This is a genomic window from Mucilaginibacter angelicae (genome assembly GCF_042434235.1).
Lineage (GTDB): Bacteria > Bacteroidota > Bacteroidia > Sphingobacteriales > Sphingobacteriaceae > Mucilaginibacter > Mucilaginibacter angelicae.
Map to the genome: position 1 here is coordinate 130,294 of NZ_JBHLTS010000080.1, position 26,535 is coordinate 156,828.

The 26,535-nt window shown below is 44.0% G+C and carries 25 protein-coding genes and 1 pseudogene; 11 read left to right on the top strand and 15 right to left on the bottom strand.

Translation table 11 applies throughout. From position 1 onward, the window contains the following. Positions 1 to 3: 3 nt before the first annotated feature. From nusA to ACFFGT_RS31935, 3 genes are all read right to left on the bottom strand, one after another. Entirely contained in the window at positions 4 to 1,239 is a 1,236-nt protein-coding gene (nusA, locus tag ACFFGT_RS31925; RefSeq protein ID WP_110587513.1) for a transcription termination factor NusA, read from the bottom strand. Between the two features lie 2 nt (positions 1,240 to 1,241). Next, positions 1,242 to 1,706 (bottom strand): ribosome assembly cofactor RimP, encoded by a 465-nt coding sequence (rimP, locus tag ACFFGT_RS31930; protein WP_377026574.1) that lies wholly within the window; start codon positions 1,704 to 1,706, stop codon positions 1,242 to 1,244. A 127-nt stretch (positions 1,707 to 1,833) separates the two neighbouring features. Beyond that, positions 1,834 to 2,259: a hypothetical protein gene (locus tag ACFFGT_RS31935; RefSeq protein ID WP_377026575.1), complete on the bottom strand. Its 426-nt coding sequence runs from the start codon at positions 2,257 to 2,259 to the stop codon at positions 1,834 to 1,836. Positions 2,260 to 2,325: 66 nt separating this feature from the next. Between ACFFGT_RS31935 and ACFFGT_RS31940 the strand changes: the two genes are divergently transcribed. Further along, entirely contained in the window at positions 2,326 to 2,931 is a 606-nt protein-coding gene (locus ACFFGT_RS31940; protein ID WP_377026576.1) for a murein L,D-transpeptidase catalytic domain-containing protein, read from the top strand. Between the two features lie 111 nt (positions 2,932 to 3,042). On the opposite strand, the gene ACFFGT_RS31945 is transcribed toward ACFFGT_RS31940, so the two are convergent. Continuing rightward, complete coding sequence (locus tag ACFFGT_RS31945; protein WP_377026577.1) at positions 3,043 to 4,053, bottom strand: dipeptide epimerase; 1,011 nt, start codon at positions 4,051 to 4,053, stop codon at positions 3,043 to 3,045. Positions 4,054 to 4,080: 27 nt separating this feature from the next. Here ACFFGT_RS31945 and ACFFGT_RS31950 point away from each other — a divergent pair, with 27 nt between their 5' ends. Beyond that, positions 4,081 to 5,097 (top strand): hypothetical protein, encoded by a 1,017-nt coding sequence (locus tag ACFFGT_RS31950; RefSeq protein WP_377026578.1) that lies wholly within the window; start codon positions 4,081 to 4,083, stop codon positions 5,095 to 5,097. On the opposite strand, the gene ACFFGT_RS31955 is transcribed toward ACFFGT_RS31950, so the two are convergent. The 5 genes from ACFFGT_RS31955 to ACFFGT_RS31975 form a co-directional block, all read right to left on the bottom strand. Next, the gene (locus ACFFGT_RS31955) at positions 5,063 to 5,695 is read right to left on the bottom strand and encodes a rhomboid family intramembrane serine protease (RefSeq protein ID WP_377026579.1); all 633 of its coding nucleotides are present in this window, start codon (positions 5,693 to 5,695) and stop codon (positions 5,063 to 5,065) included. The genes ACFFGT_RS31950 and ACFFGT_RS31955 overlap by 35 nt on opposite strands. After that, positions 5,696 to 7,441: a M14 family zinc carboxypeptidase gene (locus ACFFGT_RS31960; RefSeq protein WP_377026580.1), complete on the bottom strand. Its 1,746-nt coding sequence runs from the start codon at positions 7,439 to 7,441 to the stop codon at positions 5,696 to 5,698. A 64-nt stretch (positions 7,442 to 7,505) separates the two neighbouring features. Beyond that, the gene (locus ACFFGT_RS31965; RefSeq protein WP_377026581.1) at positions 7,506 to 7,907 is read right to left on the bottom strand and encodes a ribonuclease E inhibitor RraB; all 402 of its coding nucleotides are present in this window, start codon (positions 7,905 to 7,907) and stop codon (positions 7,506 to 7,508) included. Positions 7,908 to 7,926: 19 nt separating this feature from the next. Then, the gene (locus ACFFGT_RS31970) at positions 7,927 to 8,280 is read right to left on the bottom strand and encodes an MmcQ/YjbR family DNA-binding protein (protein ID WP_377026582.1); all 354 of its coding nucleotides are present in this window, start codon (positions 8,278 to 8,280) and stop codon (positions 7,927 to 7,929) included. Beyond that, a complete protein-coding gene (locus ACFFGT_RS31975; protein ID WP_377026583.1) occupies positions 8,280 to 9,029 on the bottom strand; it encodes a hypothetical protein in 750 nt (249 codons plus the stop codon). The genes ACFFGT_RS31970 and ACFFGT_RS31975 overlap by 1 nt, the downstream gene beginning before the upstream one ends. Positions 9,030 to 9,107: 78 nt before the next feature. Here ACFFGT_RS31975 and pepT point away from each other — a divergent pair, with 78 nt between their 5' ends. Both pepT and ACFFGT_RS31985 read left to right on the top strand, forming a co-directional pair. Beyond that, on the top strand, positions 9,108 to 10,358 hold the full coding sequence (gene pepT / locus ACFFGT_RS31980) for a peptidase T (protein WP_377026584.1): 1,251 nt from the start codon (positions 9,108 to 9,110) through the stop codon (positions 10,356 to 10,358). A 24-nt stretch (positions 10,359 to 10,382) separates the two neighbouring features. Next, positions 10,383 to 10,877: a GNAT family N-acetyltransferase gene (locus tag ACFFGT_RS31985; RefSeq protein WP_377026585.1), complete on the top strand. Its 495-nt coding sequence runs from the start codon at positions 10,383 to 10,385 to the stop codon at positions 10,875 to 10,877. A gap of 7 nt (positions 10,878 to 10,884) precedes the next feature. Here the strand turns inward: ACFFGT_RS31985 and ACFFGT_RS31990 are convergent. Then, a pseudogene (locus ACFFGT_RS31990) lies at positions 10,885 to 11,075 on the bottom strand (DUF8506 family protein). Positions 11,076 to 11,340: 265 nt separating this feature from the next. Continuing rightward, positions 11,341 to 11,859 carry a GNAT family N-acetyltransferase gene (locus tag ACFFGT_RS31995; protein ID WP_377026587.1) on the bottom strand — a complete coding sequence of 173 codons (519 nt, stop codon included), beginning with the start codon at positions 11,857 to 11,859 and terminating at the stop codon, positions 11,341 to 11,343. A gap of 70 nt (positions 11,860 to 11,929) precedes the next feature. On the opposite strand from ACFFGT_RS31995, the gene ACFFGT_RS32000 reads away from it, so the two are divergent. Then, complete coding sequence (locus tag ACFFGT_RS32000; protein ID WP_377026588.1) at positions 11,930 to 14,290, top strand: prolyl oligopeptidase family serine peptidase; 2,361 nt, start codon at positions 11,930 to 11,932, stop codon at positions 14,288 to 14,290. A gap of 193 nt (positions 14,291 to 14,483) precedes the next feature. Here ACFFGT_RS32000 and ACFFGT_RS32005 read toward each other — a convergent pair whose 3' ends face one another. The 3 genes from ACFFGT_RS32005 to ACFFGT_RS32015 all read right to left on the bottom strand — a co-directional run bounded on the left by ACFFGT_RS32005 (position 14,484) and on the right by ACFFGT_RS32015 (position 16,161). Then, complete coding sequence (locus ACFFGT_RS32005) at positions 14,484 to 15,389, bottom strand: prohibitin family protein (protein ID WP_377026589.1); 906 nt, start codon at positions 15,387 to 15,389, stop codon at positions 14,484 to 14,486. A gap of 257 nt (positions 15,390 to 15,646) precedes the next feature. Beyond that, positions 15,647 to 15,844, bottom strand: a complete 198-nt coding sequence (locus tag ACFFGT_RS32010; protein WP_377026590.1) for a DUF6358 family protein — start codon at positions 15,842 to 15,844, stop codon at positions 15,647 to 15,649. 2 nt (positions 15,845 to 15,846) lie between these two features. Then, positions 15,847 to 16,161 (bottom strand): rhodanese-like domain-containing protein, encoded by a 315-nt coding sequence (locus ACFFGT_RS32015; RefSeq protein ID WP_377026591.1) that lies wholly within the window; start codon positions 16,159 to 16,161, stop codon positions 15,847 to 15,849. A 116-nt stretch (positions 16,162 to 16,277) separates the two neighbouring features. Here ACFFGT_RS32015 and ACFFGT_RS32020 point away from each other — a divergent pair, with 116 nt between their 5' ends. Next, on the top strand, positions 16,278 to 17,396 hold the full coding sequence (locus ACFFGT_RS32020; protein WP_377026592.1) for a DUF4407 domain-containing protein: 1,119 nt from the start codon (positions 16,278 to 16,280) through the stop codon (positions 17,394 to 17,396). Positions 17,397 to 17,676: 280 nt separating this feature from the next. Continuing rightward, positions 17,677 to 18,330 (top strand): DNA-3-methyladenine glycosylase family protein, encoded by a 654-nt coding sequence (locus ACFFGT_RS32025; RefSeq protein ID WP_377026593.1) that lies wholly within the window; start codon positions 17,677 to 17,679, stop codon positions 18,328 to 18,330. Positions 18,331 to 18,634: 304 nt separating this feature from the next. Here the strand turns inward: ACFFGT_RS32025 and cphA are convergent, their stop codons facing one another. Continuing rightward, positions 18,635 to 21,262, bottom strand: a complete 2,628-nt coding sequence (gene cphA / locus ACFFGT_RS32030) for a cyanophycin synthetase (RefSeq protein WP_377026594.1) — start codon at positions 21,260 to 21,262, stop codon at positions 18,635 to 18,637. 161 nt (positions 21,263 to 21,423) lie between these two features. On the opposite strand from cphA, the gene ACFFGT_RS32035 reads away from it, so the two are divergent. From ACFFGT_RS32035 to ACFFGT_RS32050, 4 genes are all read left to right on the top strand, one after another. Next, on the top strand, positions 21,424 to 22,344 hold the full coding sequence (locus ACFFGT_RS32035) for a cyanophycinase (RefSeq protein ID WP_377026595.1): 921 nt from the start codon (positions 21,424 to 21,426) through the stop codon (positions 22,342 to 22,344). A gap of 71 nt (positions 22,345 to 22,415) precedes the next feature. Continuing rightward, on the top strand, positions 22,416 to 23,258 hold the full coding sequence (locus tag ACFFGT_RS32040; RefSeq protein ID WP_377026596.1) for an isoaspartyl peptidase/L-asparaginase: 843 nt from the start codon (positions 22,416 to 22,418) through the stop codon (positions 23,256 to 23,258). A 180-nt stretch (positions 23,259 to 23,438) separates the two neighbouring features. After that, on the top strand, positions 23,439 to 24,062 hold the full coding sequence (locus ACFFGT_RS32045) for a tetratricopeptide repeat protein (protein ID WP_377026597.1): 624 nt from the start codon (positions 23,439 to 23,441) through the stop codon (positions 24,060 to 24,062). A gap of 187 nt (positions 24,063 to 24,249) precedes the next feature. Beyond that, entirely contained in the window at positions 24,250 to 26,394 is a 2,145-nt protein-coding gene (locus tag ACFFGT_RS32050) for a carboxy terminal-processing peptidase (protein ID WP_377026598.1), read from the top strand. The last annotated feature ends 141 nt before the right edge of the window (positions 26,395 to 26,535 follow it).

Sequence of the window (26,535 nt, forward strand, 5' to 3'; positions counted from 1 at the left end):
CGCTTATTCAAACTCCGCATTCAAAATTGATAGCACTTCTTTTACCGTTTCTTCCTCTAAATCGGTACGTTTTACCAGTTCACCAACGGTTAAGGCCAGTACTGATTTTGCTGTATCCAAACCAATGCGTTTAAATTCGTCAAGGATCCAGCTATCAATTTCGTCTGAAAATTCTTCAATGTCCACATCTTCGTCATGCTCATCAGCCTCACGGTAAACATCAATTTCGTAGCCTGTCAATTTTCCTGCCAGCTTAATGTTGTGTCCGCCACGACCGATAGCTAATGATACCTGGTCGGGTTTCAAATACACAGCAGCTGTTTTTTTATCATCGTCTAACTTAATAGAAGTGATTTTGGCAGGTGATAATGCACGCTGGATATATAACTGAACGTTATTGGTAAAGTTAATAACGTCGATATTTTCATTCTTTAACTCACGTACAATACCGTGGATCCGTGAACCTTTCATACCTACGCAGGCACCAACCGGATCGATACGGTCGTCATATGATTCAACGGCAACTTTAGCACGTTCGCCCGGTTCACGTACAATTTTCTTGATGGTAATTAAGCCATCAAAAATCTCAGGTACCTCAAGCTCAAACAAACGCTGTAAAAACTCAGGCGCTGTGCGTGAAATGATGATCTTAGGATTGCTGTTCAGCATATCTACCTTTGATACAACAGCTTTAACGCTATCGCCCTTTTTAAAGTAGTCGGCCGGGATCTGCTCTGTTTTTGGCAGCAACAGCTCGTTACCTTCGTCATCAAGCACCAAAGTTTCTTTTTTCCAAACCTGGTAAACCTCGCCTGTAACAATTTCACCTACGCGGTCTTTATATTTCTTGAAGATCTCGTCTTTCTCTAATTCCAGAATTTTTGATACCAGCGTTTGGCGTGCAGCTAAAATAGCACGGCGGCCAAAGCTTTCTAAAGTGATCTGTTCAATATAATCATCACCAACTTCAAGGTCGGCGTCATACAGGTGTGCTTCGGCAAGTTCAATCTCCAGATCGTCGTCCTCGCTAAAGCCATCTTCCATAACTTTACGTGTGCGCCAGATCTCTAAGTCACCGTTGTCGGTGTTCACAATTACGTCGCAATTTTCGTCCGTACCGTACTTTTTCCTGATCATGCTTCTGAAAACGTCTTCCAGTACGCTCATCATGGTAGGGCGGTCAATGTTCTTGAAATCTTTAAATTCCTGAAAAGAATCAATTAAATTAATATTGCTCATTTTTACTTAAATGATATTAAAACCTTTGTTTCTGTTATTTGCTCCATTGGGATAACGCTTTCAATAACCTGCGCTTTTTTCCCTTTTTCTTTTACTTTTTCTTCAATGATGATGGTATCCTCCGTAAGGCCGGTTAATGTGCCTTCGCGTTTGGCGCCATCCTTCATCTTAATGCCCAGGTTACGGCCAACATTTTTGGCGTATTGCCTTGGCGACGACAGCGGAAAATCAATACCCGGCGATGAAACCTCCAGGTTATAAGCGGTTTCAATCACGTTTTCTTCTTCCAGATGGAAACCTACGTGCCTGCTTACCTGTACACATTCATCAATGCCGATACCGTTATCGCCATCAAGCAGTATAATCAGCTTCCCGTTCGGGTGCATTTTGATATCCACTATAAACAGGTTCGGCTTATCTGCTATTTTCTCTTCTACCAGTTCTTTTACCCTTTTTTCAATATTCATTACCCACCGGTGTTTTTGACTGAATAATTGTTGATTGATAAAATAAAAGAGGGGACTAATTGCCCCCTCTTTTATTAACGGTTGCAAATATAATCAAAATTATTAAATTTTCAAGCATAAAGGTAGTTTATTGCTTAAAAATCAAATCTGTATAGTGCAAGTATCCGGGTTTGCTGCGGCTTTTTATCAAATCGGTAAGCGTACCACCGGCCCCAAAATCATAGTAACGGAAAAAATAGGTTTGCTGTGTGCTAAAGGCGGTATCCGGCGTAAAAATAACAACATTATCTTTAACTGTATAGCGCCCGGGCTGTATGCGCTGCAGGTTTTTCATGGTAGTATCGGCAGGCATGCGGTAAACGGCCATTAACGTTTCCCAGGCCCTGGCAGATGAATCGCGACTGATCTCGTTAATAATAGCCGGATCAAAGCCGGTTATTTGCAATGCTTTTCCGTTATTAACAGGGCTTATGGTTACCAACGTTTTGGTTGATGTTTCTGTACAACCAAACATGGATAATAGCAGAAGCAGAACAGGAAAATGTTTTTTCATTTGGCAAGATAGGTTTATTGTAATAAAAAGCGGATATTTCTGTTTACAACACAAAACCTGCCACAATTGAAACTTAAGCCATTATTTCTGTTTATCTCCATATTTTTCTGCTGTGTTAAAGTTAATGCGGATGTGCCCCGTATCAATCCTGACCGCGTTAAGGCAAAAGCTAAGCAAAGCCTTACATTTTGCCGGCAACGGGGATATAATACACGCTATTGCATTTTAATTGATATGGCCCTGCCATCGGGCGTTAAGCGTTTTGTGGTGTGGGATTTTAAGAAGAATGACACATTGATAAGCGGACTGGTGAGCCATGGCTGCGGCCGAAACCCCTGGAGCGGTGTATGGTCAAAAGATAAACCGGCTTTCAGTAACCTGGATGGCAGCCATTGTACCGCTTTAGGGAAATACGAAATAGATGGCCGGGCCGGGAGCGCCTGGGGTATTCATGTAAAATACTATTTGACCGGATTAGAAGGCACCAACAATAATGCACTGGCAAGGCAAATCGTTTTTCACTCCTGGGAACAGGTTGCCGAAACCGAAGTTTATCCCAATGGTACACCCGAAGGTTGGGGCTGCCCCGCTATTTCAAACAATACCATGAAAGCTGTGGATGCTTTGTTGAAAAAGCAAAAGAAACATGTGTTACTGTGGATTTATCAATAGGCACATTTTGCGACCGTGGGGATGTATACTTAGTTTTTGCCATTGTGAGGGCTATGCATAGTTTGCGACCGTGGGGACACGGTCGCAGGGGATTGGGGTTTTCGTAATATTCTAAAACCGCAATCCTAACCCGGCATCCTCATTCAGCACATACTTTCCGTCTTCAAACTCCGGCATTATATATGGGTTATTACTTACTAAAAAAGGGCCGTCAAGGTCAACCCAATCTGCCTGCGGTGCGAGGGCCAGACCGGCAAGTGCGGCGCAGCTGGTTTCGGTCATGCAGCCTATCATGATCTTCAGATCAAGTTCGCGGGCTTTATCAATCATCCTTTTAGCCTCATACAACCCTGCCGATTTCATGAGTTTAATATTGATGCCCGTATAAACACCTTTAGCTTTTTCCACATCTTCAAAGCGCTGTACAGCTTCATCGCCAATAATAGGGATAGGACTGCGCTCGGTGAGCCAGGCATTACTATCGGGATCGGTTTTCAGCATAGGCTGTTCTATCAATTGTACGCCTTGTTCATGCAGCCAGTAAGTCATGTCAAGGCTTTGCTGCAGGTCTGTCCAGCCCTGGTTGGCATCCACATAAAGCGGCACATCAGTTACCGAACGGATGGTAGTAACCAATTCTTTATCGCTGTCCCTGCCCAACTTAACCTTAATCACTTTAAAACCATCAGCCTCTTTTACCTTCTTGATGATCATCTCGGGCGTATCAATTCCTATCGTGAAGCTGGTAACAGGCATCAGTTGGGGGTTGCTGCCTAACAATTGCCAGCAGGGTTGTTGTTTTAATTTGCCGTCCAAATCATGCAGGGCAATATCAATAGCCGCTTTAACGGCCGGGTTACCGGGGGCTATGCTATCAAGATAACTGATGATTGTCCTAAAATCAAAGGGATAACTAAACCGGGCCACATCAACCTTGCTCAAAAATTCAGTTGCACTTTGATGGCTTTCGCCCATGTAGGGAACCATGGATGCCTCGCCGTAGCCTGTTTTACCTTCATGGCTCATCTGCACCAGCATCACAGGGGTTGAAGTGCGCGAAAATTTGGCTATCGTAAAAGCATGCTTCAGCAATAGCTCGTAGGGTTGATATGTCAGTTCCATGTTAAAAACCAAAGCTAAAATTTTAGTATGAAAATCGTGCTTATCTTTGCGGCCATGCCGGCACAAATTTATTCACCGTTCACCAATTTCAATTTCAGCAACAATAAATGTTTCCTTACCGGGCAAGCCCTTAATTCGCCCGAGGAGCAGATCCAGGTATTTCCGCAATGGCTTATGAGCCGTTACGAGCTGGAAGATAAGCCCTTTAAGCTGCTTGACGAAAGCATGGCAACCTACAAAGACCTTAAGCTGCCCTGCACCGCCGAAATTAACGAGCTGTACCTTGAACCGCTGGAAAACGAAATTGCTGCCGCTTTTGATACCGGTTATGACGCTATAAAAGCCCTTGACGAACAAAAATTGTTCCTATGGGCGGGCAAATTGCTGTACGGGATTATTTTTAACGAGATCCAGGCTGGTATTAAACTGCAGCATTCGCAGGGTGAGGAGTTTAATATTTCGCAATCCATCATCCATAAGTTCAATAACCTGCACATGATGCTGCAAAGCCTCAATCTCCCTATTGAGTTTGATGGCTTTAAACCTTATAGCCTGGTTTTATTTAAGGTTGATAATGCCGAAGACGTTTTTGGCTACCGCGATGAGATCAATACGCTTACCTTTTCGCTCCGGATCAAAGATTTTGGCCTGATCATTTGCCTGCAGGATAATGGCGCCAATGCCCGTTATCACCAGGAAGCCCTGGATAAAATTGCAGATAACATATTGCACCCTATCCAGTTTGAGGAGCTGAACGCCCGGTTCTTTTATTCGGCCTATTTGTTTAACCGCCTGCCCGAGTATGATATTTTTAATATAGGCGATACCATATCATTAGAGGCCCTGCCCCTGCGCGGCACCAGCAGTAAGCCCTTGTTTGACGATTGGATGAACAAAACCTACGGACAGGTATTGGAAAACTTTTGGAAAAACTGGGGGTTCCTGCTGTTAGAGATCATCAAGAACCCCGAAAAACCAATGAGCTTTTTATTTAATGCCAATGGGGAGTTTAAAGATGCAAACGAGCTGGGGCTTCAGAAATAATCTGCTGAATAAAATTACCCAAAACATGATGATTAAAAACAATAGTGATCATCAAACCGCTTATCGCTCCAAAAAAGTGCGCGTCATGATTGATCTGGTCGCGAGAATACTTTGACGCATAATGACAATACACGAGGTATAAGATACCAAACACCCAAAACCAGATACCTACCGGGATAGGGAAAATAAAAATAGTTTGCCAGGGGGCAAATAATATGATGCTGAAAATTATCGCGCTTATTGCACCCGATGCACCCAGGCTAAAATAATTATAATCATTTTTATGTTTAACTACAGTGGGCATATCGCTCAGGATCAGGCTTAATATATACAAGATCCCAAATTGCCAGTGGCCTATAATTTTTTCAAGGCTGAAAGCGAACCAGTAATAGGAGAACATATTAAAGAACAAGTGCATCCAGTCGCGATGGATAAAGCCGCTGGTTATCACTGTGTGGATATCCTTGCCCCGCGAAACGGTGTAAGGATGAAGCATTAATTTACCGTATAAATTTTGATTGTAAAAGGCCATTAACGAAGTGAGAATGGTAATTACAAAGATGAACGAAGCAACAGGTGTCAGGATAAGATATTCCATTTATTTAAGATCGAGTTTGGTATTTGTTAAAAGCCTCCCTACAGGGTAGCGCATAAAAGTTTTTTCAAAGTAAGGTGAATTGCGGTAAACGAACATCAGCTGCGCTTCGGCATTTTTTGCCAGCTGCGGATCTTTTGCTTTGGCATCGTCCAGTTTTTGTTTTATTGAAGGATCTTTTTTAAGCAGATCGGCCGCTATATCCTCAAAAACATAATCCGAAAAATATTCCTTTTCGCCCAGCACCGAATCAAAAAAGTTCCATGCAAAAAACGAATCGACACCCTGTGGTTCCAGCGTTTCCACGATATAACGGTTAATTGGCTGATTAGTATATACCACGTAATCGCCGGTATAAAATTTAATTGGCATCTCCACCGGGTTAAGCTTTACGCCCGTATGCAGGTAATGCCCTTCAAAAGGCCTGGCCGGGGTTTTTAAATCGGCTATATAATACATTTGCAGGTTAAGCGTAGTGTCATGTGCCAGTTGTTTCATTTGCACACCATTCAGCCTAAACAGATCAATCACCTTACCCCAGGCTTGCGGAATTACATAGGCAACCGGCTTATCGGCAGTGGCAGTAACTTTATAAGTGTTGTAATACTTTATGGTTTTGGTGTATGGTTTATCACTGTCGTAATATAATCTTGGTAATCCGCTAACGCCACTGGTTTTATGGCCGGCCTCATAACCTTTAAAGGTTATGGTATCAACCTTATCCATGTCAACAGCCCAGCTTAAAGCAAAAGTTTTTTGTTGCTTTACCTGTTCATCGGCTTTGCGCTTCAGTTCGCCTATCAGTTTAGCATCGCGCTGGTTAATATCGATGAGGTGCTGCATAAAATCATAGGTGGCATACACGCGCTTATCAAAAGGTTTGAGCATATGCGTTTCGGTAATATAGCTGATGATATTATGCTGGGCAGTAAAGCCGGTAGCAAAACGCGGCGTTTCTAAAAAGCTTACAATACCCGAATCAGGCAAACCTTCTTCACCCGCACCATAAGGGATCATCTCGTACCCGCTCTTTTTCATTTTGCTGTACAGGTACGGGGTAAGCGTTTTGGTGGTATAATCGGCCAGGATAGGGTTTTGCTTCTCCTTTTGAGTTTCGATTAGCGTCATTACATATTGGTAATCGGCGCCGTCGCTGGTGTGGTTATCCAAAAAGATCTCGGGTTTCCAGGTAGTCAATATCTGGGTAAAGGCCAAAGCGTTGCGGCTATCGGCCTTAATAAAATCGCGGTTCAAATCAAGGTTACGGTAATTACCCCTGAAGCCATATGCCGATGGCCCGTTCTGGCTTACACGACTGAGGCCGCGGTTAAGGTTGCCATCGATATTGTACAAGGCGATGAGGCAGATCACCACATCTTTTGGCAATGTATTATTCTTCAGCATATCACGCACCAGCATCATACTGGCATCAATGCCTTCAGGCTCGCCGGGATGAATGCCGTTATTGATGAGCAGCACCCTTTTGTTTTGCTTTTTGATAACTACCGGATCAAATAGCTTATCTTTTGAGAGTACAACTAACGTTAAGGGCTTGCCCACATCGGTAGTACCGTAGTTAATGAGCTTCATTTGCTGAGGATACAGCTTGTTTAGCTTTTGATAGTAATCAATTACCTGGACATAAGTAGCAGTGTAGTTTTTATCCTTGCTTTGCTCAAATGGGGTAAGCTGGGCTTTGGCAGATAAGGCAACAAAACAGGCAATGAGAGCGGCAAAAACTATCTTCATGAGTAAATACGTTGCTCAAATATAGTTTAAGAATGCCAATTAGGCGTGCAGGTGCACAATAAAATTACTGATCGGGAATAGTTCCCCAACCATCAAACTCACAATCAAAATTATAACCAAGATTACACATCTGGCTAATCCACGCTGCTACAACAGCATCTTTCATTTTTATTCTGTCAGACCATCCGGTAATAATAAAAAGCTTTTTATCACCTTGAGAAACGCCGTATTTTACCTCGTAGTTTAAATTGGATAGTTCCTTAGCAAATGCCCCGGCTTTTTGATACGTATTGGTATAAAAGAAAAACTCAAGCATCAGTTCCCTGTCTTCGTCAACATTTAGCTCCCTTAGCTTTTCCATAAGTACCGGCATCATATTAAGCTGTGTTGTCGATTTTTCCTCGAATGCTTCTTTTGATACAAATTGTCGGTCGTCCTTTTTACCGAAAATGCTGAATAGTCCCATGAGTATAATATTTTTTTGCTTATAGTGTAGCTATCTCGGCTTGCACCTTCTTCGGCAAACTTTTAACTACTTCGTTATACGAATGGTCAATCATTTCGCAGAGTTGTTTACGGGTGAGGGAACCATTCATTTGCACGGTGTTCCACATTTTTTTATTCATGTGGTAACCGGGCTGCACTTCGGGGTGGCGCTCGCGGAGTTCAACGGCCCATTCCGGGTCGCATTTAACATTGAACCTGTCGCCGGTTTGTAAGCCGGTTAATAGAAAGATCTTTTCGGCAATCTTAAAAACCAGCGTATCCTCGCCAAAAGGAAAGCCCTCGGTAACGCCCGGTTTTTGCAGACAGTAATCGCGCAGTTCTTCTATGTTCATTATCTGAAGTTTCTGACAAGTTTGGTATAGGATACCGTATTGCCAAAATTATATTTGAAGCCTATGCTGTATTGAACAAACTGGTCGGGCGCGTTGTTTTTGAATTTTTGCGGGTTGTCATTGTACCCGTCAAGTCCTTCCCCAAAAGCATAGCTATGCTGAACGCCAAGGGTTATGGTATAGCCTACCTGGTCGTAATCATCATAAATTTTAAATTCATAACCCAATCTTATCGGTATCATCAGGTTAATGCTCTTATCTTTCCCCTGAAAACCCTCAATTGTACCAACCGGACCATGGTTTTCATACCCCGGCGGATTTGAACGCTGTACAAAGGCCATTTTATTTTTTATTGCACCTATCCCTGTGCCTATATAAAAGTTTTTAACAACGTTTAAAAATCCGCTGTTATCGTAATCAATGATCTCGCCCATCTGCAAATCGGCACGGAGGACGAGGGCCAGGAAATTATTTTTTGATCTACGGCCAAACTCGTCTTTGTCGGGGGTTAGACCGCCGCCCTCAATTGTACCAAAATGAAAATCGAGTGCTATTGGTACATAAGGGCTGTAGTTGTAGGTTAAATTAAGTGTACCGCCGGGATGCCAGACCTGCTTTTTAAGGTCGTCATAACCACGTGCGTAATTGGCTCCGAAACCAACACCCCATTCATAATAGTTGTAACCACTTTGGGCTTTTGCCATAACCGAGGCGCAAACCAAAACAAAAAGCAGAAAATATTTTTTCAATGTATAATTTTAATCAATATTTACAATTGGTGATGGTTTTAGCCGCCGCCTAAATTTCTACTAATATAAAAGCTTTATATGAATTTTAGCTCATTCATTAAGTTCACTGTAACCGAACGCTTTTTGCGTTACGTTACCATTGATACGCAATCAGACCCCTCTTCGGTTTCATTTCCATCAACAGAAAAGCAAAAAGATCTTGGCCGCCTGCTGGTTGATGAGCTTTTGGCTATAGGTGTAACCGATGCGCACCTGGATGAGTACGGGTATGTTTATGCTACTATCCCTTCAAATACCAATAAAAAGGTGCCCGTAATTTGCTTTTGCTCGCACATGGATACTGCGCCCGATTGCAGCGGCAAGGACGTAAAACCCATAGTACATCAAAACTACCAGGGACAAGATTTAATATTGCCTGATGATAATACCCAGGTAATCCGCATGGCAGAATACGCCGACCTTAAAAATCAAATAGGCAACGATGTAATAACCGCCAGCGGCACCACGCTGCTGGGTGCCGATAATAAAGCCGGCGTGGCCGAGATTATGGATGCCTGTTACCAGCTCATGAACCATCCGGAGATAAAACATGGCGACATCCGCATTTTGTTTACGCCCGATGAGGAGGTTGGCCACGGTGTTGACCATGTGGACATTGCCAAATTAGGTGCCTTTGCCGCTTATACCATGGATGGCGAAAGCGCAGGCAATATGGAGAATGAAACCTTCTCGGCCGATGGCGCAAGGCTTACCATTAATGGCGTAAGCTCGCACCCGGGATTTGCAAAAGGCAAAATGGAAAGCGCCATTAAAATTGCCGGACAAATTATTGCCTCCCTGCCTGATGAACTTTCACCGGAACATACCGAAGGCATGCAGGGTTTTGTTCACCCGGTGGGGATGGAAGGACATGTGGAAACAGCTGCCATCGATTTTATTATCCGTGATTTTGACGAAGCCAAACTTGCAGATCATGTTGAGGTTATCCGTCAAACTGCGTCTGCGGTATTAAAGAAATTCCCCGGTTCAACGTTTGATATTGCCGTGAGCCAACAATACCGTAATATGAAAGGAGTGCTTGATCAACACCCGCAAATTGTAGACTATGCCATGGAAGCCATAAACCGTACCGGCCTGACTGCCAAACTGTGCAGTATCCGCGGTGGCACCGATGGTTCAAGGCTTTCGTTCATGGGTTTACCCTGCCCTAATATTTTTGCAGGCGAGCATGCTTTTCACAGCAGGCATGAGTGGGTATCGGTACAGGATATGCAAAAAGCAGTCGAAACTATCCTGAACCTGTGCATGATCTGGGAAGAAAGAAGTTAAATTTTTAAAAAGCATTTTATTTAGATGTATACAATACGTACAGCCACCACAAATGATGTGGAAACCATCCGCGATATTGCCGATAAAACATGGTGGATAACCTATAGCCCCATCCTTGAACATGAACAAATAGCCTTTATGCTGGGCGAGATCTATTCGGAAGAAAAAATCACTAAACAAGTCAATGAAAATCAGCAAACTTACCTGTTACTGGAAGAAGAAGGCAAGCCGGTAGCATTTGCGGCGTACTCTCCCCGCGAGGAAAATCCGGAGATCTATAAGCTGCACAAATTATATTGCCTGCCTGAAACCCAGGGAAAGGGTTATGGTAAAGTGCTAATTAACGCAGTTGCCCAAAAAACAATTGATGCAGGCAAAAATGCTTTGGAACTTAACGTGAACAGGTACAATAACGCTAAGTCGTTTTATGAAAAAATGGGGTTCACGATAGCTTATGAAGAGGATATAAGTATCGGCAAATACTGGATGAACGATTATGTGATGCGGAAGGAACTGTAGTTGATCCTTATTCAGCGGGAAGGGTTTTTAAAAGCTCTTTTGCAGGTACTGCTTTGAAACTGCCATATTTATCACCGATGATAAGCTTTCGTTGTTAGCAGCTGCTGCTTCAATCAGTTTACGGTTAGCCCGTTTCATACCTTCAAGCACTTTTGCCTCTAACTCATCCATATCCTCCTTTTGTGCTTTAGTTATCATTTGCTTTTGATTGAATTAAATATAATCAAATTTCCTGATCTTATATAATCTCGCAAAGGCGCAAAGCCGCCAAGAAAGCCCTTTGCGTCTTCGCGCCTTTGCGAGCAAGAATTTTGATATGGTATAGAAGACACCTCGTCCCTACTCATGATATAAACTATTTGTCATGTTGAGCGATAGCGAAACATCTTCTTCGACAAGCATAACGAACTTACAGAGCGAAGAAGATCCTTCGTTCCTCAGGATGACAAAGCTGCCATTTCAATTAATCTTCCTTAAAAATAGCATACATATGCTTATCCATCACCTCGCAATTTTTAATGATCGATTTTCGTAACACAGCTTCCTTAACATAACCAGCTTTTTCAAGCACCTGCATGGATGCTGTGTTTTTATCGTATACCCCCGCTTCTAAACGTACCAGCGGAAAATGTTCAAATGCATATTGGGTTACCAGTTTAACAGCCCCGGTCATGATGCCTTTGCCCCAATGTTCTTCGCCAAGCCAGTAGCCTATTTCGGCAGTTATGCGGCTCACATCGCTCATCAGTTCAATGCCTATCCCACCGCAAGCTTCACCATTAACTATTATGGCTAAACTGGTTAGCGGCTGCTGATTTTGTACCAGGTTTACCCAAAACGAGGCGTCATCCATGGTATATGGGTACGGAAACCTATCGCGCAAAAAAGCCGATACTTTTGGGTTGTCCGCGTGCTTTTGAAGCGATGTTTCATCGCCCGGTTGCCATGCCCTTAATAAAAATCCGTTGCCCTGTAGTTCCATTTTGTAACAATAAAATGCCTAAAAATAGCAATCATTGGCTAAACTGTTAAATTGCATGCTTTATTGAGATATGAAAAAACTGTTAAGCTTATTGTTCCTGATCCCGGCAGCGGGCGCCTTTGCCCAAAAGCTGGATACCCTCACCATCGAAAAAATTATGCGCGACCCAAAATGGATCGGCGTATCACCCTCCAATATCCGCTGGGCCAACGATAGTAAAAAGATCTATTTTAAATGGGATGATGATGCTTCGGGCGATATCCGCTTATATTCCGTTAGTCCGGCAGATAACAGGGTACAAAAGGTTAGCATTGCAGAGCAGCGCGATCTGGCTCCCGGCAACGGCGAATGGAACAAAAAACACAGCCAAAAAGTGTTCAGTAAAAACGGTGACCTGTTTTTGTACGATATAAAAAGCAATAAAACCACCCGTTTAACCAATACCGTAGGACAGGAAGACAGCCCGGTTTTCAGTGGTGATGAAACAAAGATCATTTATAAAGACGATAACAATCTTTTCGCCCTTAACCTGAACGGCGGCAGCCTGGTGCAGCTTACCAATTTTGTGCGCGCGGCAAGCGATAAAAAAAGCAAGGATAAGCCTAACGAGCAGGAACAATGGCTCAAAAAGCAGCAGCTTGAACTGTTTGAGATCATCAAAAAAGAAGCAAAGGATGAAAAGAAGGACTCGACAGAAACAGCTTTACTTAAACCTGATAAATTAAAAGAGATAGCCTTTGGCGATAAAAGGCTTAGCGCAGTACAAATTAGTCCGGATGGCAGGTTTATTACCTACCGCCTTACCAAACGTGCCGATGGTGTACAAAATGCTATTGTACCCAACTATGTTACCGCATCGGGTTTTACGGAGGATATCCCTAACCGTTCAAAAGTTGGTCGCCCGTCATCAACCTCCGAAACCTTTATTTATGATAAGCGCCGCGAAGCTGTTTGCCCGGTTATCACATCAGAGATCCCCGGCATTAAAGACCTGCCCGATTATTTAAAAGATTACCCCGATGAACTGAAAGCCCGTCAAAAAGAAAACGCCGACAGGCTGGTAAATATCGATGGTGTTTTATGGAACCAAAGTGGCAGCAACGCCGTGGCAATTATATCGTCACAGGATAATAAGGATTGCTGGATAATGCGCCTCGATCCGGTAACAGGCAAACTAACCCTGCTCGACCGCCAGCGTGACGAAGCATGGGTAGGAGGCCCCGGCATCGATGATCCCGGAAACGCCGGTTTTATTGACGATACCCATTTTTATTACCAGAGCGAGGCCAGCGGTTACTCGCATATTTATGTGGTTGATGTAACCAATGGCGCTAAAAAACAACTCACCAGCGGCAAATGGGAAGTGCAAACCTTGCAACTAAGCCAGGATAAAAAGACGTTTTACTTTACCGCCAATATCGATCACCCTGGTATTACCCATTTTTACAGTATCCCGGTTAACGGTGGCACCCCGGTTAAAATTACCGGCATGAAAGGCGGCAATGAGGTAACACTTTCGCCCGATGAAAAATGGCTCGCTATCCGCTATTCCTATTCAAACAGGCCATGGGAGTTATATATCCAGGCCAATAAGCCGGGGGCAAAAGCGCTGAAGATAACTAATTCTGTTTCGGCCGAATACCTCTCTTACCCATGGCGTGATCCGGAGATCATCACTTTTAAAAACCGCTATGGTACCGATGTTTACGCACGTTTATATCAGCCTAAAAAAGCTGACCCTGCAAAGCCGGCTGTAGTTTTTGTACACGGTGCAGGATACCTGCAAAATGTAACCTATTCATGGAGTTACTATTTTCGCGAATACATGTTTAACAACATGCTGGCCGATAATGGTTACACCGTACTGGATATCGATTATACCGCAAGCGCGGGTTATGGCCGGGATTTTCGTACCGGCATTTATCGCCACATGGGTGGCAAGGACCTTACCGACCAGGTTGACGGCGTAAAGCTACTGGTTGACAAATATGGCGTTAACCCTAAGCATGTTGGCTTATACGGCGGTTCATACGGTGGCTTCATCACGCTGATGGGTATGTTCACCGAGCCGGATGTTTTCGCGGCAGGCGGCGCCATTCGTTCAGTTACCGACTGGGCGCACTATAATCACGAGTATACTTCAAATATCCTTAACGAACCTTTTACTGATGAACAGGCTTACCGTAAAAGCTCGCCTATTTACTTCGCCAACGGCTTAAAAGGCAACCTGCTGATGCTGCATGGCATGATAGACCAAAACGTAAACTACCAGGATATCATCCGCCTAAGCCAAAAACTGATAGAGCTGCACAAAGAAAACTGGGAACTTGCTTCATACCCGGTAGAGGATCACGGCTTTGAACAACCCAGCAGCTGGACGGATGAGTATAAACGCATTTATAAGTTATTTGAGGGGACTTTGAAGAGGTAGGTAACTATTAAATTTTCAACCATGTTCATTTACAAACACGGTTGTTTGGAAAAATGAAAACCATCTTTGTCAAATAAAAACCATGTCATTGCGAGCGTAGCGTGGCAATCGCATGCTCTACAGGGCGAACATGCTTCCGTGCGATTGCTTCGTCGTTCCTCCTCGCAATGACATGGTTTTTAATATAGTTATGCTACTTATCACTAATCATAATCGGGCTCCCCTTGCCGCCGCCAATAATGATCACCTTGGCATTCGGCGAAAGCGCTATCTCTTTTTGAGCTTTTATCGCTTCGTATTGCAATTGTTTATCCGATAACCCCGTTGAAAGGATGCGCTGATAATCGGCAATACCCTGTGCTTCCACGCGTTTACGCTCAGCTTCCTGGCGTTCCTTTTGCAGTACGAATTCCATTTTCTGGGCATCCTGCTCGGCGTTGATCTTTGATTCGATACTGGCCCGTACCGAGGCTGGCAATGTAATGTTGCGCACCAGGATCTGCTGCAGTTCCAGTCCGCGTTTTTCAAAACTGGCGGTGATGTAGCGGTTTATCTTTTCCTGGAACTCCTGCCGCTTGGTAGAGTACAGATCGACAGCAGCATAAGCAACCGCATTATCACGAATGGCAGTACGTGAAACAGGGCGAACGATCTTGTCCACATAGTTTTCGCCAATGTTTTGCATAATGTACGGAGCTCTGTCGGGCTTCACTTTATAAAGTACCGATAGATCGATGGTAACCTCCAATCCATCTGATGATAGTACCCGGATAGCGTCATCCCCTTCCTTTTGGCCTTCATTATTTACCGCACTCATGGTATAAGTTTGGGTTTGAATATCAAAAGTGGTAATTTCAACAACGGGGTTTACAATATGCAAACCGCTTTCAAGTACCTTATCCTGTACCTTGCCAAACAGCGCCTGCACGCCTACCTTACCCGGTTCAATAACTTTAAACATGTTAAGTACCAGGCCAAGTACAATCATGGCTATACCCACTGCGGTTACCACGCCATTAAAGCGGCCTGCCGGTTCGGGCGAACGTTTGAGCACTATACCCACAATGAGTACAATAACTCCTAATATTGCTATAAACATGCAATGAAGTTAAGCTTTTTTTGCATGCTGCAAGCTTATTATAAAAGAATGATTTTGAGGGATATTGAGGTTGCGAAATTGCCTCGTTAGTTGATTTCACAAAGAAGTTCGGAGAGCGGGGGGAGCGTCGAGGGCACAAGTTATCCGGTACTCATTGCCTTCGCGCAAAACTTGCGCCAGGAGAGGCCGGGAAACAAGAAATTAAGGGCAGACTTACGAAGCTTTGGATACTTCGTAAGTCTGTTTGTTATCAGCACCTATTTCTTTTGCTGTGCATCCTTTGTATCCTTAACCTCTTTCAAAAGCCTCAGCTTCATGAAAATCACAATTACACCAACAATCATGGCGCCCACCATTACCGGGTAATTGTGGGTTACAGCCATTTTATAAGCTACTATAAAGCACAAGGCTACACCCATGGTGTAAAGCACATTGAGCACTAATTTAAAGCCCATTATTAGTATACGTTTAATTCAGGGTCAATTTCGGCCTGCCATGCAAGGATGCCGCCCTTTAAGTTTGTCAGGTTGGTAAAACCAAGCTGCTCCAGTTGCATAATGGCAGCTGCACTGCGTTTGCCGCTGCGGCACATTACCACTACGGGTTTATCTTTACTTATCTTTTCCGATTCAATCAACACCCCGCCAAGCGGTATCAACTGGCCGCCAAGGTTTGAAGTTTCGTATTCAAAATCTTCCCTAACATCAATCAGTTGAAAATCTTCGCCTTTGTCAATTTTCTCTTTTAGTTCCTGTACGGTTATCTCGTTCATGTTAAATGTAATTATAATTCAAAGGTAGTTTTTTTCTTAATCAAATATTTAGGCTTGTTATTTGTAACAATCAAACTGTATGAGCGTTTCATATATGTTTACACAATAATTACTTAATGAAAAAAGTTACACGCTTTTTCTGGTTCTGTTCAGGAGCACATATCGATACCCTAAAAAAGTACCCTATTGAACATAATAAGTATGTTGGTATTGGGGCTACTATATTTTTCACCGCTTTGTTTGCGGCCTTATCCGGCGGTTATGCCATGTATTTTGTTTTTAATGGCGATGGCTTTGCTGTAGGTTTTGCTATACTATTTGGCTTGCTATGGGGAACAGCCATTTTTAATATGGACCGTTATATTGTATCCAGCATCAATAAAGAAGGTACAACCAACCAGCAGATCTTGCAGGCATCGCCGCGTATTTTGCTGGCCATTATGATAGGTATTGTGATATCGCGCCCGCTTGAACTTAAGATCTTCGATAAAGAAATTCGCCAGAAGTTAAAAACCGCTTACCTTAAAGGTCAGCACAGTAAGATAGATACCCTCGAAAAAACCTATACGCAAAAGTATGCTATGGAGTTGGGTAAAAACACCGATCTGAAAAAAGAAAAGGACTCGTTAGAACGGGACATCAACCGCTCGCGCTATCAGCTTAACCAGGAAGTTTTTGGCGATAAAACCAATCAAACATCAGGTATTACCGGCTACGGCACTTATGCCAAACAAAAACAAAGTGTGCTGGAAGAAAAAGAAGCCCGCCTTAAAACCGTTACCGATAATTTGGGGCAGATGGACCAGTACCTGAGTGCCCGTAAGGATTATGAGGGACTAAACAGCACCCGCCTGTTTACGGAGCATCAACTGGACAGCCTGTCCAGCATTGCAGGTTTCTCTGACCGTAACTGGGCTTTAGGCCAGCTCACCTATAATGAAAACGGCACGCGCGACCTTGATACCTACCTCGCTATCTCATTTATTGGTTACCTGTTTATTTTGTTTGAATGTTTACCGGTGTTTGTAAAGCTGATGTCGCCCAAGGGGCCTTATGATACGGCAATTGCCAAAACCGCCGAAGCCAACATTCACCTCGCCGAACGTGATAAGGAACGCGATATAGCCGTTACCGATAACATTTACGACCATAACCTTGATACAGATATCCAGCGGCGAAAGAAGATCATCAGCTCACAATCTGATTATGATTTTGAGCGGCATAGTTATGAGTAAGGATTGTGTTTTGCCAATTTGAAAAGGGGGCACCTACGGAGCCAACGCATTGCTTTTAATAAATTTCTATAAACACGATACTCCTACGGAGTTTTGCAGTTTTATGCTTTCACACTCCGTAGGAGTATCGTGTTTATAGCCAAAAAGAACAGAAATATTGGCTCCGTAGGTGCCTCCTTAACCATAGCAAGGGTCGTGAGGGTATTTATACTTATTGTAGGGGCATAAATCTTTTGCGGTTTCATCCCAATCATGCATCTTGCAGGCATATTACCAACCTATGTTTGAGCAATTTTCCCATTCAAACTTCCATTCCATTTGTGATAAACTCGCGGCCGGAGACCCGGACCTGGCGCTGATCATTCAAAATCATGGCTACCCGCCCCTATGGTCGCGGCCAAACAGCTTTGAAACGCTGGTGCATATTATCCTGGAGCAACAGGTATCGCTGGCTTCAGCATTATCGGCCTTAAATAAACTTCGGGAACGGGTACAAGAGATCACCCCTGCACGGGTACTGCTCCTTACCGACGAAGAATTTAAAGCATGCTATTGCAGCCGCCAAAAAACAGCCTATATCAAATACCTTGCAGAAGCCATCATCAGCGGGCAAATCGATCTTGAAGCTATGGAACAGATGCCCGATGACGTGATCCGTACCAAACTAACCGCCCTCAAAGGCATTGGCAACTGGACGGTTGATGTTTACCTGATGTTTGTACTACAGCACACCGATGTTTTCCCTATCGGGGATCTGGCCGCGGTGAATGCGCTTAAGCGGGTAAAAAATCTGCAAAAAGATATTCTAAAGGAAGATCTGTTAGCGGTGACCGAACAATGGAAACCCTACCGCACTGTAGCAGCAATGTTGCTATGGCATTATTACCTAAGCCAAAGGGCACCAGTCCCAACCAAACCCTCCCGGAAAGTTTAAAAAAATAAAAGTCTTCGTAGGTTCAAGTATCTTCGGAAGATTTTTAATTCCCTCCTTGGTGAGGGGTGCGGCAGAATTGTGTAGTGGCAGGGAGGGGTTTATGCGCCGTTTTAAACGCATAACCCTATCAGCGAAACCCCTCCTCCCATGGGAGGGAATCGCACAATCCCGCAATTTTTTACTTTTTCCGAATACTTATGGTGTTATCACGCTTAAATCTGCCAAGGCTTATAAACAAAAAATGCGCTGGCGAGGCCAGCGCATTAAAAAATATGCTTATCAACAGATCTCCTTTTGGGGACTGTTAGGCATTAAACAACCCATTCCTTTCCTGTTCCTGGTAATCCTGTACAGTTTCAATGGCGTTATCAATCACATCGCTCAGGGCGGTTATGAATGTTCCGGGCTGGGCCAGGCTCATGGCGTGTTTAATAGCGTCAACTTCTTTAGGCACTACCTCAACCTTCTTGTCCGGATCAACCGAAGCTATCCCTTCTTTAAGCAAGCCAATAATATTTTCGGCGGTGCGGCCACGCAGGTGTTTCTCCTGGCGCAGGATGATGTAATCGAACATTTCGGCCGATAGTTTACCCAATTCGCGGATGTCGTCATCGCGCCTGTCGCCTGTACCGGCTATGATACCAATCTTAAGCGGCGAATCGATATGCCTTAAAAACTCTTTGATGCCGGTGTAGCCATCAGGGTTGTGGGCAAAATCTATCATAAAACGGAAATCCTTAAACTCAAAAATATTCATCCGGCCTGGCGTTTGTGATGCCGATGGAATAAATGTTTCGAGCGAGATCTTGATATCTTCCGTTTTAAATCCCCATAAAAAAGTAGCCAGCGTTGCAGCCAGTACGTTCTCTATCATGAACGGCACGGTGCCGCCAAAAGTAAGCGGGATCAGGATGGTGCGCTGTACACGGATCTTCCAATCGCCTTTTAAAATGGTAATGAAACCGTTTTCGCAAATAGCCGCAATACCGCCTTTTTTGCAATGCGATTTGATAATCGGATTATTTTCGTTCCGGCTGAAATAAGCAATGTTACATTCGGCCTTTTTACCGATGCGTACGCAGTATTCATTATCGGCATTTAAAACACCCCAGCCATCTTTTTTAACCGAGTTAAGCACTACGCTTTTTACGCGTGAAAGATCTTCGAGCGTGTGGATATCCGATAAGCCAAGGTGGTCTTCCTGGATATTGGTAACCACACCTATATCGCAAAAGCCAAATCCAAGCCCCGAACGCAGGATACCGCCGCGGGCAGTTTCCAGTACTGCGAAATCAACTGTCGGGTCTTTCAATATAAACTCCGAACTTACCGGGCCGGTGGTATCGCCCTTCAGCATCATGTTGTTTTGTACGTAGATCCCGTCAGATGTGGTAAAACCCACCCTATGCCCGTTATTTTTAACAATGTGCGCTATTAAACGGGTAGTGGTAGTTTTACCGTTGGTACCTGTAATTGCGATGATAGGGATGCGGGCCGATTTTCCGGCGGGGTAAAGCATATCAATCACGTGCCCTGCCACGTTGCGCGGCAGGCCTTCGCTTGGTGCAATGTGCATCCTGAAGCCCGGCGCGGCATTAACCTCCAGTATTACGCCCCCGGTATCGGTAAGCGGCTCGGTAAGGTTTTGCGCCATAATGTCGATACCGCAAATATCCAGACCTATGATCTTGGAGATACGCTCGCAAATGAAAATATTTTGCGGGTGCACGTGGTCGGTAACATCAACAGAAGTACCACCGGTGCTCAGGTTAGCGGTTGATTTTACGAAAACCACTTCATCCTTTGCTGGTACGGTTTCCAGGGTGTAACCTTTCTTTTCCAGCAGGTCGAGCGTATCACGGTCAACAGATATTTCTGTCAACACATTTTCATGCCCGTAGCCGCGGCGGGGGTCGGTATTTTCAAGGTCGATCAATTCCTGAATATTCAGCCTGCCATCGCCGGTAACATGGGCCGGTTTGCGGAGGGCTGCTGCAACCATTTTATTATCGATCACCAGCACCCTGAAGTCGAACCCGGTAACATAGCGCTCTACAATTACACGGCGCGAAACTTTGGCAGCATGCTCGTAGGCTTCAATAGCTTCTTCTTCGGTTTTTATGTTGATAGAGATGCCGCGGCCATGGTTACCATCAAGCGGTTTAAACACCAGCGGAAAACCAACCTTGCGGATAGCTTCATGCACAGCCGATACCGATGATATGGTCACGCCTTTAGCAACCGGAATGGCCTGCTCCTGTAACAGGCGCTTGGTTTCTTCCTTGTTGCTGGCAATATCAACGGCTATGCTGCTGGTTTTTTCGGTCATGGTAGCGCGGAAACGTACCTGGTTTTTGCCGTAGCCCAACTGTACTAATGATTGATTGTTGAGCCTGATCCATGGGATATCCCTTGCAATTGCTTCTTCCACAATCGACCCGGTACTTGGCCCCAGGCGGGTATTTTCCCTGATCTCACGCATTTGCTGAATATCAGCATCCAGGTTGTAATCTTCTCCTTTAATGAGCGCTTCGGCTATGCGCACGGACGATTCGGCAGCAAAAACGCCAACTTTTTCTTCCAGATAAGCAAACACTACATTGTACACCCCTCTTGTTTTGGTTTCGCGTGTGCGGCCAAAACCGGTATCCATGCCGGCAAGGGTTTGGATCTCAAGGGCTATGTGCTCAATAACATGGCCCATCCAGGTGCCGGCTATAACCCGCTGAAAAAAGCCGCCGGGGACACCGGGCGAGCAGCGGTGACTGTATAACGATGGCAGCAGTTTTTCAAGCCGCTCATAAAAGCCATCTATTTCGTTTGTAGGAAGGTGCTCCATTTCCTGCAGATCAAGCCGCATTTGTATTAATTTCTTGCGTCTGATGCTCCAAATGTTGGGTCCGCGTAGTACCTGGATATTCTCAATGTTCATTATGTAGAATGCTATTTTTTTGTCAGTCTAATTTCCCCTTAAAACTATAAAACATAACACGGGAATAAAATTTTTGATGGCAAAAAGCCATTATTTATTATTAATTCCTGTGTTTCTGCATGTTTTTATCTTAATTTGTATTAAGATAGTGTGAAAAAATTATGATTGTTCCGAAAGGTAAACTAATAATTATAGGCGGCGCGGTTGATATGGGGAGTAATGTTACCCTCCAGGAGCATATTTTGCAGCCCGATTATATCAAATTTTTTGAACAGGGTATATTAAGGCGGATAATTAACGAGTCGGCAAAGCATGAAGGCTCATTAATTGAAGTAATCACCACCGCCTCACAAATTCCGGAGCTTGTTGGCGCGGAATATATTAAAGCCTTTGGCCAGCTTAACGTTACCAATGTTAACGTACTGCACATTAAAAGCCGCGAGGATGCAGGTAACAAAGCCTACCTCGACCGCATTCGTAAAGCCGATGTGGTGATGTTTAGCGGGGGCGACCAGCTCAGGCTGACAGCCATTTTTGGCGGTACCGAATTTTTACAGATCCTGAAACAACGTTACCAAAAAGAAAACTTTGTGATTGCCGGTACTTCGGCAGGCGCTGCGGCAGCTTCAACTCATATGATCTATCGCGGGCAAAGTAACGAAGCCCTTGTTAAAGGCGAGGTACAGATAACAGCCGGACTTGGCTTTATCGACTCGGTTATTGTTGATACGCACTTTGTACAACGCGGCCGCATAGGCAGGTTAATGTACGCAGTAGCAACTAATCCCGGTATTTTAGGGATAGGTTTGGGCGAGGATACAGGCTTACTTATTACCGAAGGCTATATGATGGAAGCTATTGGCTCGGGCCTCATCATTTTGGTTGATGGCCGCAACATTGTGTCAACCAATATTTATGATGTGGAGCTTGGCTCGCCGGTATCTATCGAAAACCTAAAGGTGCATGTGATGTCGATATTTGATAAATACGATCTGATCCAGCACCGTTTAATCATAAAAAAGAGCACGAAGGTTGAAGAAGGCGTTTTTATACACGCGCCGGGCAGCAATCTATTACAATAATTTAAACTGCGTATAGTTCTTATAAATACCCTGGCCTTATTTATGCAGGTTCATCTACTTAATTTATAATTATGAAAATAATTATTCACGGCGGTTTTTTTAGCGAATCGCTTACCAACCAGGAAATAAAGCTGGCCAAACAGGAAGCCCTGAACGGCATAGTACAGTTAGGATACAAACACCTGCAACACCACACTGCTGCCGAAACGGCGGTTTACACCGTAAGGCTGCTTGAAGATTGCGAGCTTTTTAACGCCGGCACCGGCTCACAGATCCAGAGCGACGGCAAGATCCGCCTCAGTGCGTCTCTCATGGATGGCAAAACCCAGCGTTTTTCGGGCGTTATTAACATTGAAGATGTTAAAAACCCTATCTGCGTAGCCGAAAAACTGCAACAATATGACGATCGTGTATTGAGCGGCAAAGGAGCGTGCGATTTTGCTATAGAAAACGGTCATAAATACTATAACCCCGAAATCCCGCAGCGCCGCCACGAATACGAACAAAAATTAAGCGATTCCATCAGGCTTGGCACCGTAGGCTGCGTAGCGCTTGATGTGCATGGCAACCTGGCTGCAGCTACCAGCACAGGCGGTAAAGGTTTTGAAATCCCCGGCCGTGTTAGTGATTCGGCTACTACTGCAGGCAACTATGCTAATGAGTTTGCCGGCATTTCATGTACAGGTGTAGGCGAGGATATTGTAAGCGGATCGGTAGCTGTTAAAATTGTTACACGCGTAACCGATGGCATGACCCTCATGGCCGCTACAGAAAAAACGCTTGATGAAATGAAGCCCTATGATGGCTTTGCGGGTGTTATAGGCATTACTGCCGATGGACAGATCTACCACTCCGATACCCACCCTTACATGGTGTGGGCCCTGCATGACGGCGACATAGAAGTTTTTAACTAAAACCTAAATTTATTTTTTTCGTAGAAAGATATAATTCAAGATCTGCAAAATAACAGTGGTGTTTAAGCGTTTATGTGTTTGCTGCCTTTTACAGGTATTGTTTTCCCGTTAACAAATAATTACATTTGTTAAGCTGATTAATTTAAAATTACACGGTTAAAACCCCAGGAAAAAGATTAAATGAGATATTTTCTACTTATTATTTTGTGCTCTGTTGGGTTCAATGCATCAGCGCAATGGTATTACAAACCGTTCAGCAAGCATACCAGGTACCCGCAGATGGCATATGCGCGCAACAACTCCATCAAACGGCTGCCTGCTCCTACAATAGCTAAAGTAAAGATAAAGCCAATTACTATTGAACATACCCCATATGTGCTTGCCATGATCGAGGAATCGGTTATGAAAACTGCACAGCACAATATGCGTTTCCATGTGTACAATGCGGCCAGCTACAACTTTAGCGACCTGGCCCAGATGTATATGAAGCAAAACCGCCTGGCCGAAGCCAAATGGTTCCTGCTGCAAAGCATTTCCATATCGCGCCAGCAAAATGACGACAGGCATACCATTGCCAACCTGCTTGACCTTGCCACCGTAAAAGCCGATTACGGCGATTATGCACAAGCAAAACAGGATTTGGCCGAAGCCCGTCAGTTAGCTGTTTCGCGGGGTTTAACTTATGACCTGGCCACTGTAGACAAAAAAACGCGCTATTTACAGGACAATAAATTTAACACCCCGCGCACCGAAACCCACTTTGCCGAAACCGCCGATGCCGGTATAAAACCGGTTAACAAATAATTTTTTTGTAACAAAAACGTAAAATGGTGCTGCCTGCACACTATTAGCAAAACATAATCGTATTATTGTTATTAGTAATTAAGAGACAGCATTTTGACTGTCTCTTTTTTATTTTACATTAGCAAAACTAAAAAAGGCACAAGTATTGATGTTTTACACCAACCCCGATTTAACTACAGTAAAAGATATGTTTAAGAAAGTATATTTGTTATTGGTGCTGGGCGCTGCCCTCGCCTGTAAAGCATCACCGTCCAAACCAGTTAAAGTAGCAGGTTCAAATGATTTACAGCCCGATGAACAACAAAGTGTTGTTTGTAAGCAGATAGCATCATTAATTGCCAATTATAATTATAAAAAAGTTCCGCTCAACGATTCGGTATCCACTATAATTTATGACCGTTACATCAAATCGCTTGATGAAAACCACAGCTATTTTTTAGCGTCTGATATCAAGGATTTTGAAAAATATAAAACCGTACTTGATGATGATATTAAAGCAGGTAACCTGGCCGATGCTTTTTACATCTTCAACGTTTTTCAGAAAAGATATATTGAGCACGTAAAATACTCGCTTGAGCAGATCAACAAAAACTTCGATTTCAACAAAACCGAAACCTTTGTTTATGATCGCGACAAACTGCCATGGATCGCTTCACAAAGTGAGATGGATGCCATGTGGACTAAACGCGTTAAATATGATTTGCTGAACCTGAAACTGGCCAGTGCAGATATGGCTAAAAACAAGGAAACGCTAAAAAAACGCTACGAAAACCTGTTAACACAAAGCAACAAGCTATCAAACCAGGACGTTTTCCAATATTTTATGGATGCCTTTACCGAGGCTATCGATCCACACACCAATTACTTTAACCCATCAAACGCTGCCAATTTCAATATTGAAATGTCGCGCCAGGTTGAAGGGATCGGTGCTTCACTGCAGGTAGAAAACGAGTATGTAACTATTAAAACAATTGTACCGGGCGGTCCGGCCGATAAAAGCCACCAGATAAGTGTTGATGACCGGATTGTTGCCGTAGCACAAGGTAAAACCGGCGAATTCCAGAACGTGGTGGGCTGGCGTGTGGATAATGCTATCGCCATTATCCGTGGTACTAAAGGTACTACGGTAAGGCTTGAAGTATTACCAGCCGGCGTAAACGCCTCAGCAAAACCCAAAGTAGTTGAAATGGTGCGCGAAAAAATCATCCTGAAAGACCAATCGGCCAAAAAGGAGATCCGTACTTATAACAGCAATGGCAAAACAGTTAAGATAGGTGTAATATCTATCCCTGCATTCTACATTGATTTTAATGATTACAAAGCAGGTAACCCTAACTATAAAAGCACCACGCATGATGTTAAGGCCATCATTGACTCTTTAAAGAAAGAAAATATAGACGGCCTTGTGATCGACCTGCGTGAAAACGGCGGCGGTTCATTAATGGAAGCTATTGAGCTCACCGGCTTGTTCATTAAAACCGGCCCGGTAGTACAGGTTCGCGATACTAAAGATCAGGTTGAAATTGACAAAGACGAAGATCCTGATATCACCTATAGCGGCCCTATGGCTGTACTGGTTGACCGTTTCAGCGCTTCGGCCTCTGAAATTTTCTCAGGCGCTATCCAGGATTACGGTCGCGGGTTGATATTGGGCACGCAAACTTATGGTAAAGGCTCGGTACAAAGCGCTATCGATCTTGACAGGGTTATAGGTACTTCGCTCCGCGATAAAATTGCAGGTGTAGTTGGCGGCGGTAAAAAAACAACTTCAACCGGCAGCCAAAGCACCTACGGGCAACTTAACCTCACTATAGCTAAGTTCTATCGTATCAGCGGTAACTCAACCCAGCACAAAGGCGTAACACCTGATATCTCTTTCCCATCAGTTATTCCGTTGGATAAATATGGCGAAGATACCGAGCCATCAGCAATGCCTTTTGACATCATCGCTAAAACCGATTATACCAAAACAGGCGATTTTACCGGTGTGCTGCCACAGCTTAAAAAACTGCATGACCAGCGCATGACCAGCAGCGACAGCTACAAATATTTATTGGAAGATATTGCTGATTTCAAAAAGCATGATGCTGATGACAGCATATCATTAAAAGAAGCTGATTTGAAGAAACAACGCGACGATGACGAAGCAAAGGCATTTGACCGCAACAACCTGCGCCGCGTAGCCTTAGGTTTACCAGCCCTTAAAAAAGGACAAACCAAATCTAAAAATGAAGATCTTGACTTTGTTAAACGCGAAGCCGGCCAAATCATGACCGACTACATCAGCCTTGATAATAAATTTACAAGTGTTGGCTCACAACCGGCTAACTAAGAAGATAAATAGACTAATACCAAGCCCGGCGTTGAAAAATGCCGGGCTTTTTTGTTTAATCTAATTACTCTACAACCAGTCATTGCGAGGCACGAAGACAACCGACCGGAAGGAGCTCATTAATACCTATAAAAACAAATT

Coding starts and splice junctions, on each gene's coding strand:
- ACFFGT_RS31935 (WP_377026575.1), bottom strand. CDS start 2,259: ATGAAAAAACATTTTCCTGTTCTGCTTCTGCTATTATCCATGTTTGGT.
- ACFFGT_RS32025 (WP_377026593.1), top strand. CDS start 17,677: ATGTTTGAGCAATTTTCCCATTCAAACTTCCATTCCATTTGTGATAAA.
- cphA (WP_377026594.1), bottom strand. CDS start 21,262: ATGAACATTGAGAATATCCAGGTACTACGCGGACCCAACATTTGGAGC.
- ACFFGT_RS32035 (WP_377026595.1), top strand. CDS start 21,424: ATGATTGTTCCGAAAGGTAAACTAATAATTATAGGCGGCGCGGTTGAT.
- ACFFGT_RS32015 (WP_377026591.1), bottom strand. CDS start 16,161: ATGAACGAGATAACCGTACAGGAACTAAAAGAGAAAATTGACAAAGGC.
- ACFFGT_RS31950 (WP_377026578.1), top strand. CDS start 4,081: ATGAAAATCGTGCTTATCTTTGCGGCCATGCCGGCACAAATTTATTCA.
- rimP (WP_377026574.1), bottom strand. CDS start 1,706: ATGAATATTGAAAAAAGGGTAAAAGAACTGGTAGAAGAGAAAATAGCA.
- ACFFGT_RS31985 (WP_377026585.1), top strand. CDS start 10,383: ATGTATACAATACGTACAGCCACCACAAATGATGTGGAAACCATCCGC.
- ACFFGT_RS32000 (WP_377026588.1), top strand. CDS start 11,930: ATGAAAAAACTGTTAAGCTTATTGTTCCTGATCCCGGCAGCGGGCGCC.
- nusA (WP_110587513.1), bottom strand. CDS start 1,239: ATGAGCAATATTAATTTAATTGATTCTTTTCAGGAATTTAAAGATTTC.
- ACFFGT_RS32040 (WP_377026596.1), top strand. CDS start 22,416: ATGAAAATAATTATTCACGGCGGTTTTTTTAGCGAATCGCTTACCAAC.
- ACFFGT_RS31960 (WP_377026580.1), bottom strand. CDS start 7,441: ATGAAGATAGTTTTTGCCGCTCTCATTGCCTGTTTTGTTGCCTTATCT.
- ACFFGT_RS31945 (WP_377026577.1), bottom strand. CDS start 4,053: ATGGAACTGACATATCAACCCTACGAGCTATTGCTGAAGCATGCTTTT.
- ACFFGT_RS32010 (WP_377026590.1), bottom strand. CDS start 15,844: ATGGGCTTTAAATTAGTGCTCAATGTGCTTTACACCATGGGTGTAGCC.
- ACFFGT_RS32045 (WP_377026597.1), top strand. CDS start 23,439: ATGAGATATTTTCTACTTATTATTTTGTGCTCTGTTGGGTTCAATGCA.
- ACFFGT_RS31955 (WP_377026579.1), bottom strand. CDS start 5,695: ATGGAATATCTTATCCTGACACCTGTTGCTTCGTTCATCTTTGTAATT.
- pepT (WP_377026584.1), top strand. CDS start 9,108: ATGAATTTTAGCTCATTCATTAAGTTCACTGTAACCGAACGCTTTTTG.
- ACFFGT_RS32005 (WP_377026589.1), bottom strand. CDS start 15,389: ATGTTTATAGCAATATTAGGAGTTATTGTACTCATTGTGGGTATAGTG.
- ACFFGT_RS31995 (WP_377026587.1), bottom strand. CDS start 11,859: ATGGAACTACAGGGCAACGGATTTTTATTAAGGGCATGGCAACCGGGC.
- ACFFGT_RS31970 (WP_377026582.1), bottom strand. CDS start 8,280: ATGAACATAGAAGAACTGCGCGATTACTGTCTGCAAAAACCGGGCGTT.
- ACFFGT_RS31965 (WP_377026581.1), bottom strand. CDS start 7,907: ATGGGACTATTCAGCATTTTCGGTAAAAAGGACGACCGACAATTTGTA.
- ACFFGT_RS32020 (WP_377026592.1), top strand. CDS start 16,278: ATGAAAAAAGTTACACGCTTTTTCTGGTTCTGTTCAGGAGCACATATC.
- ACFFGT_RS32050 (WP_377026598.1), top strand. CDS start 24,250: ATGTTTAAGAAAGTATATTTGTTATTGGTGCTGGGCGCTGCCCTCGCC.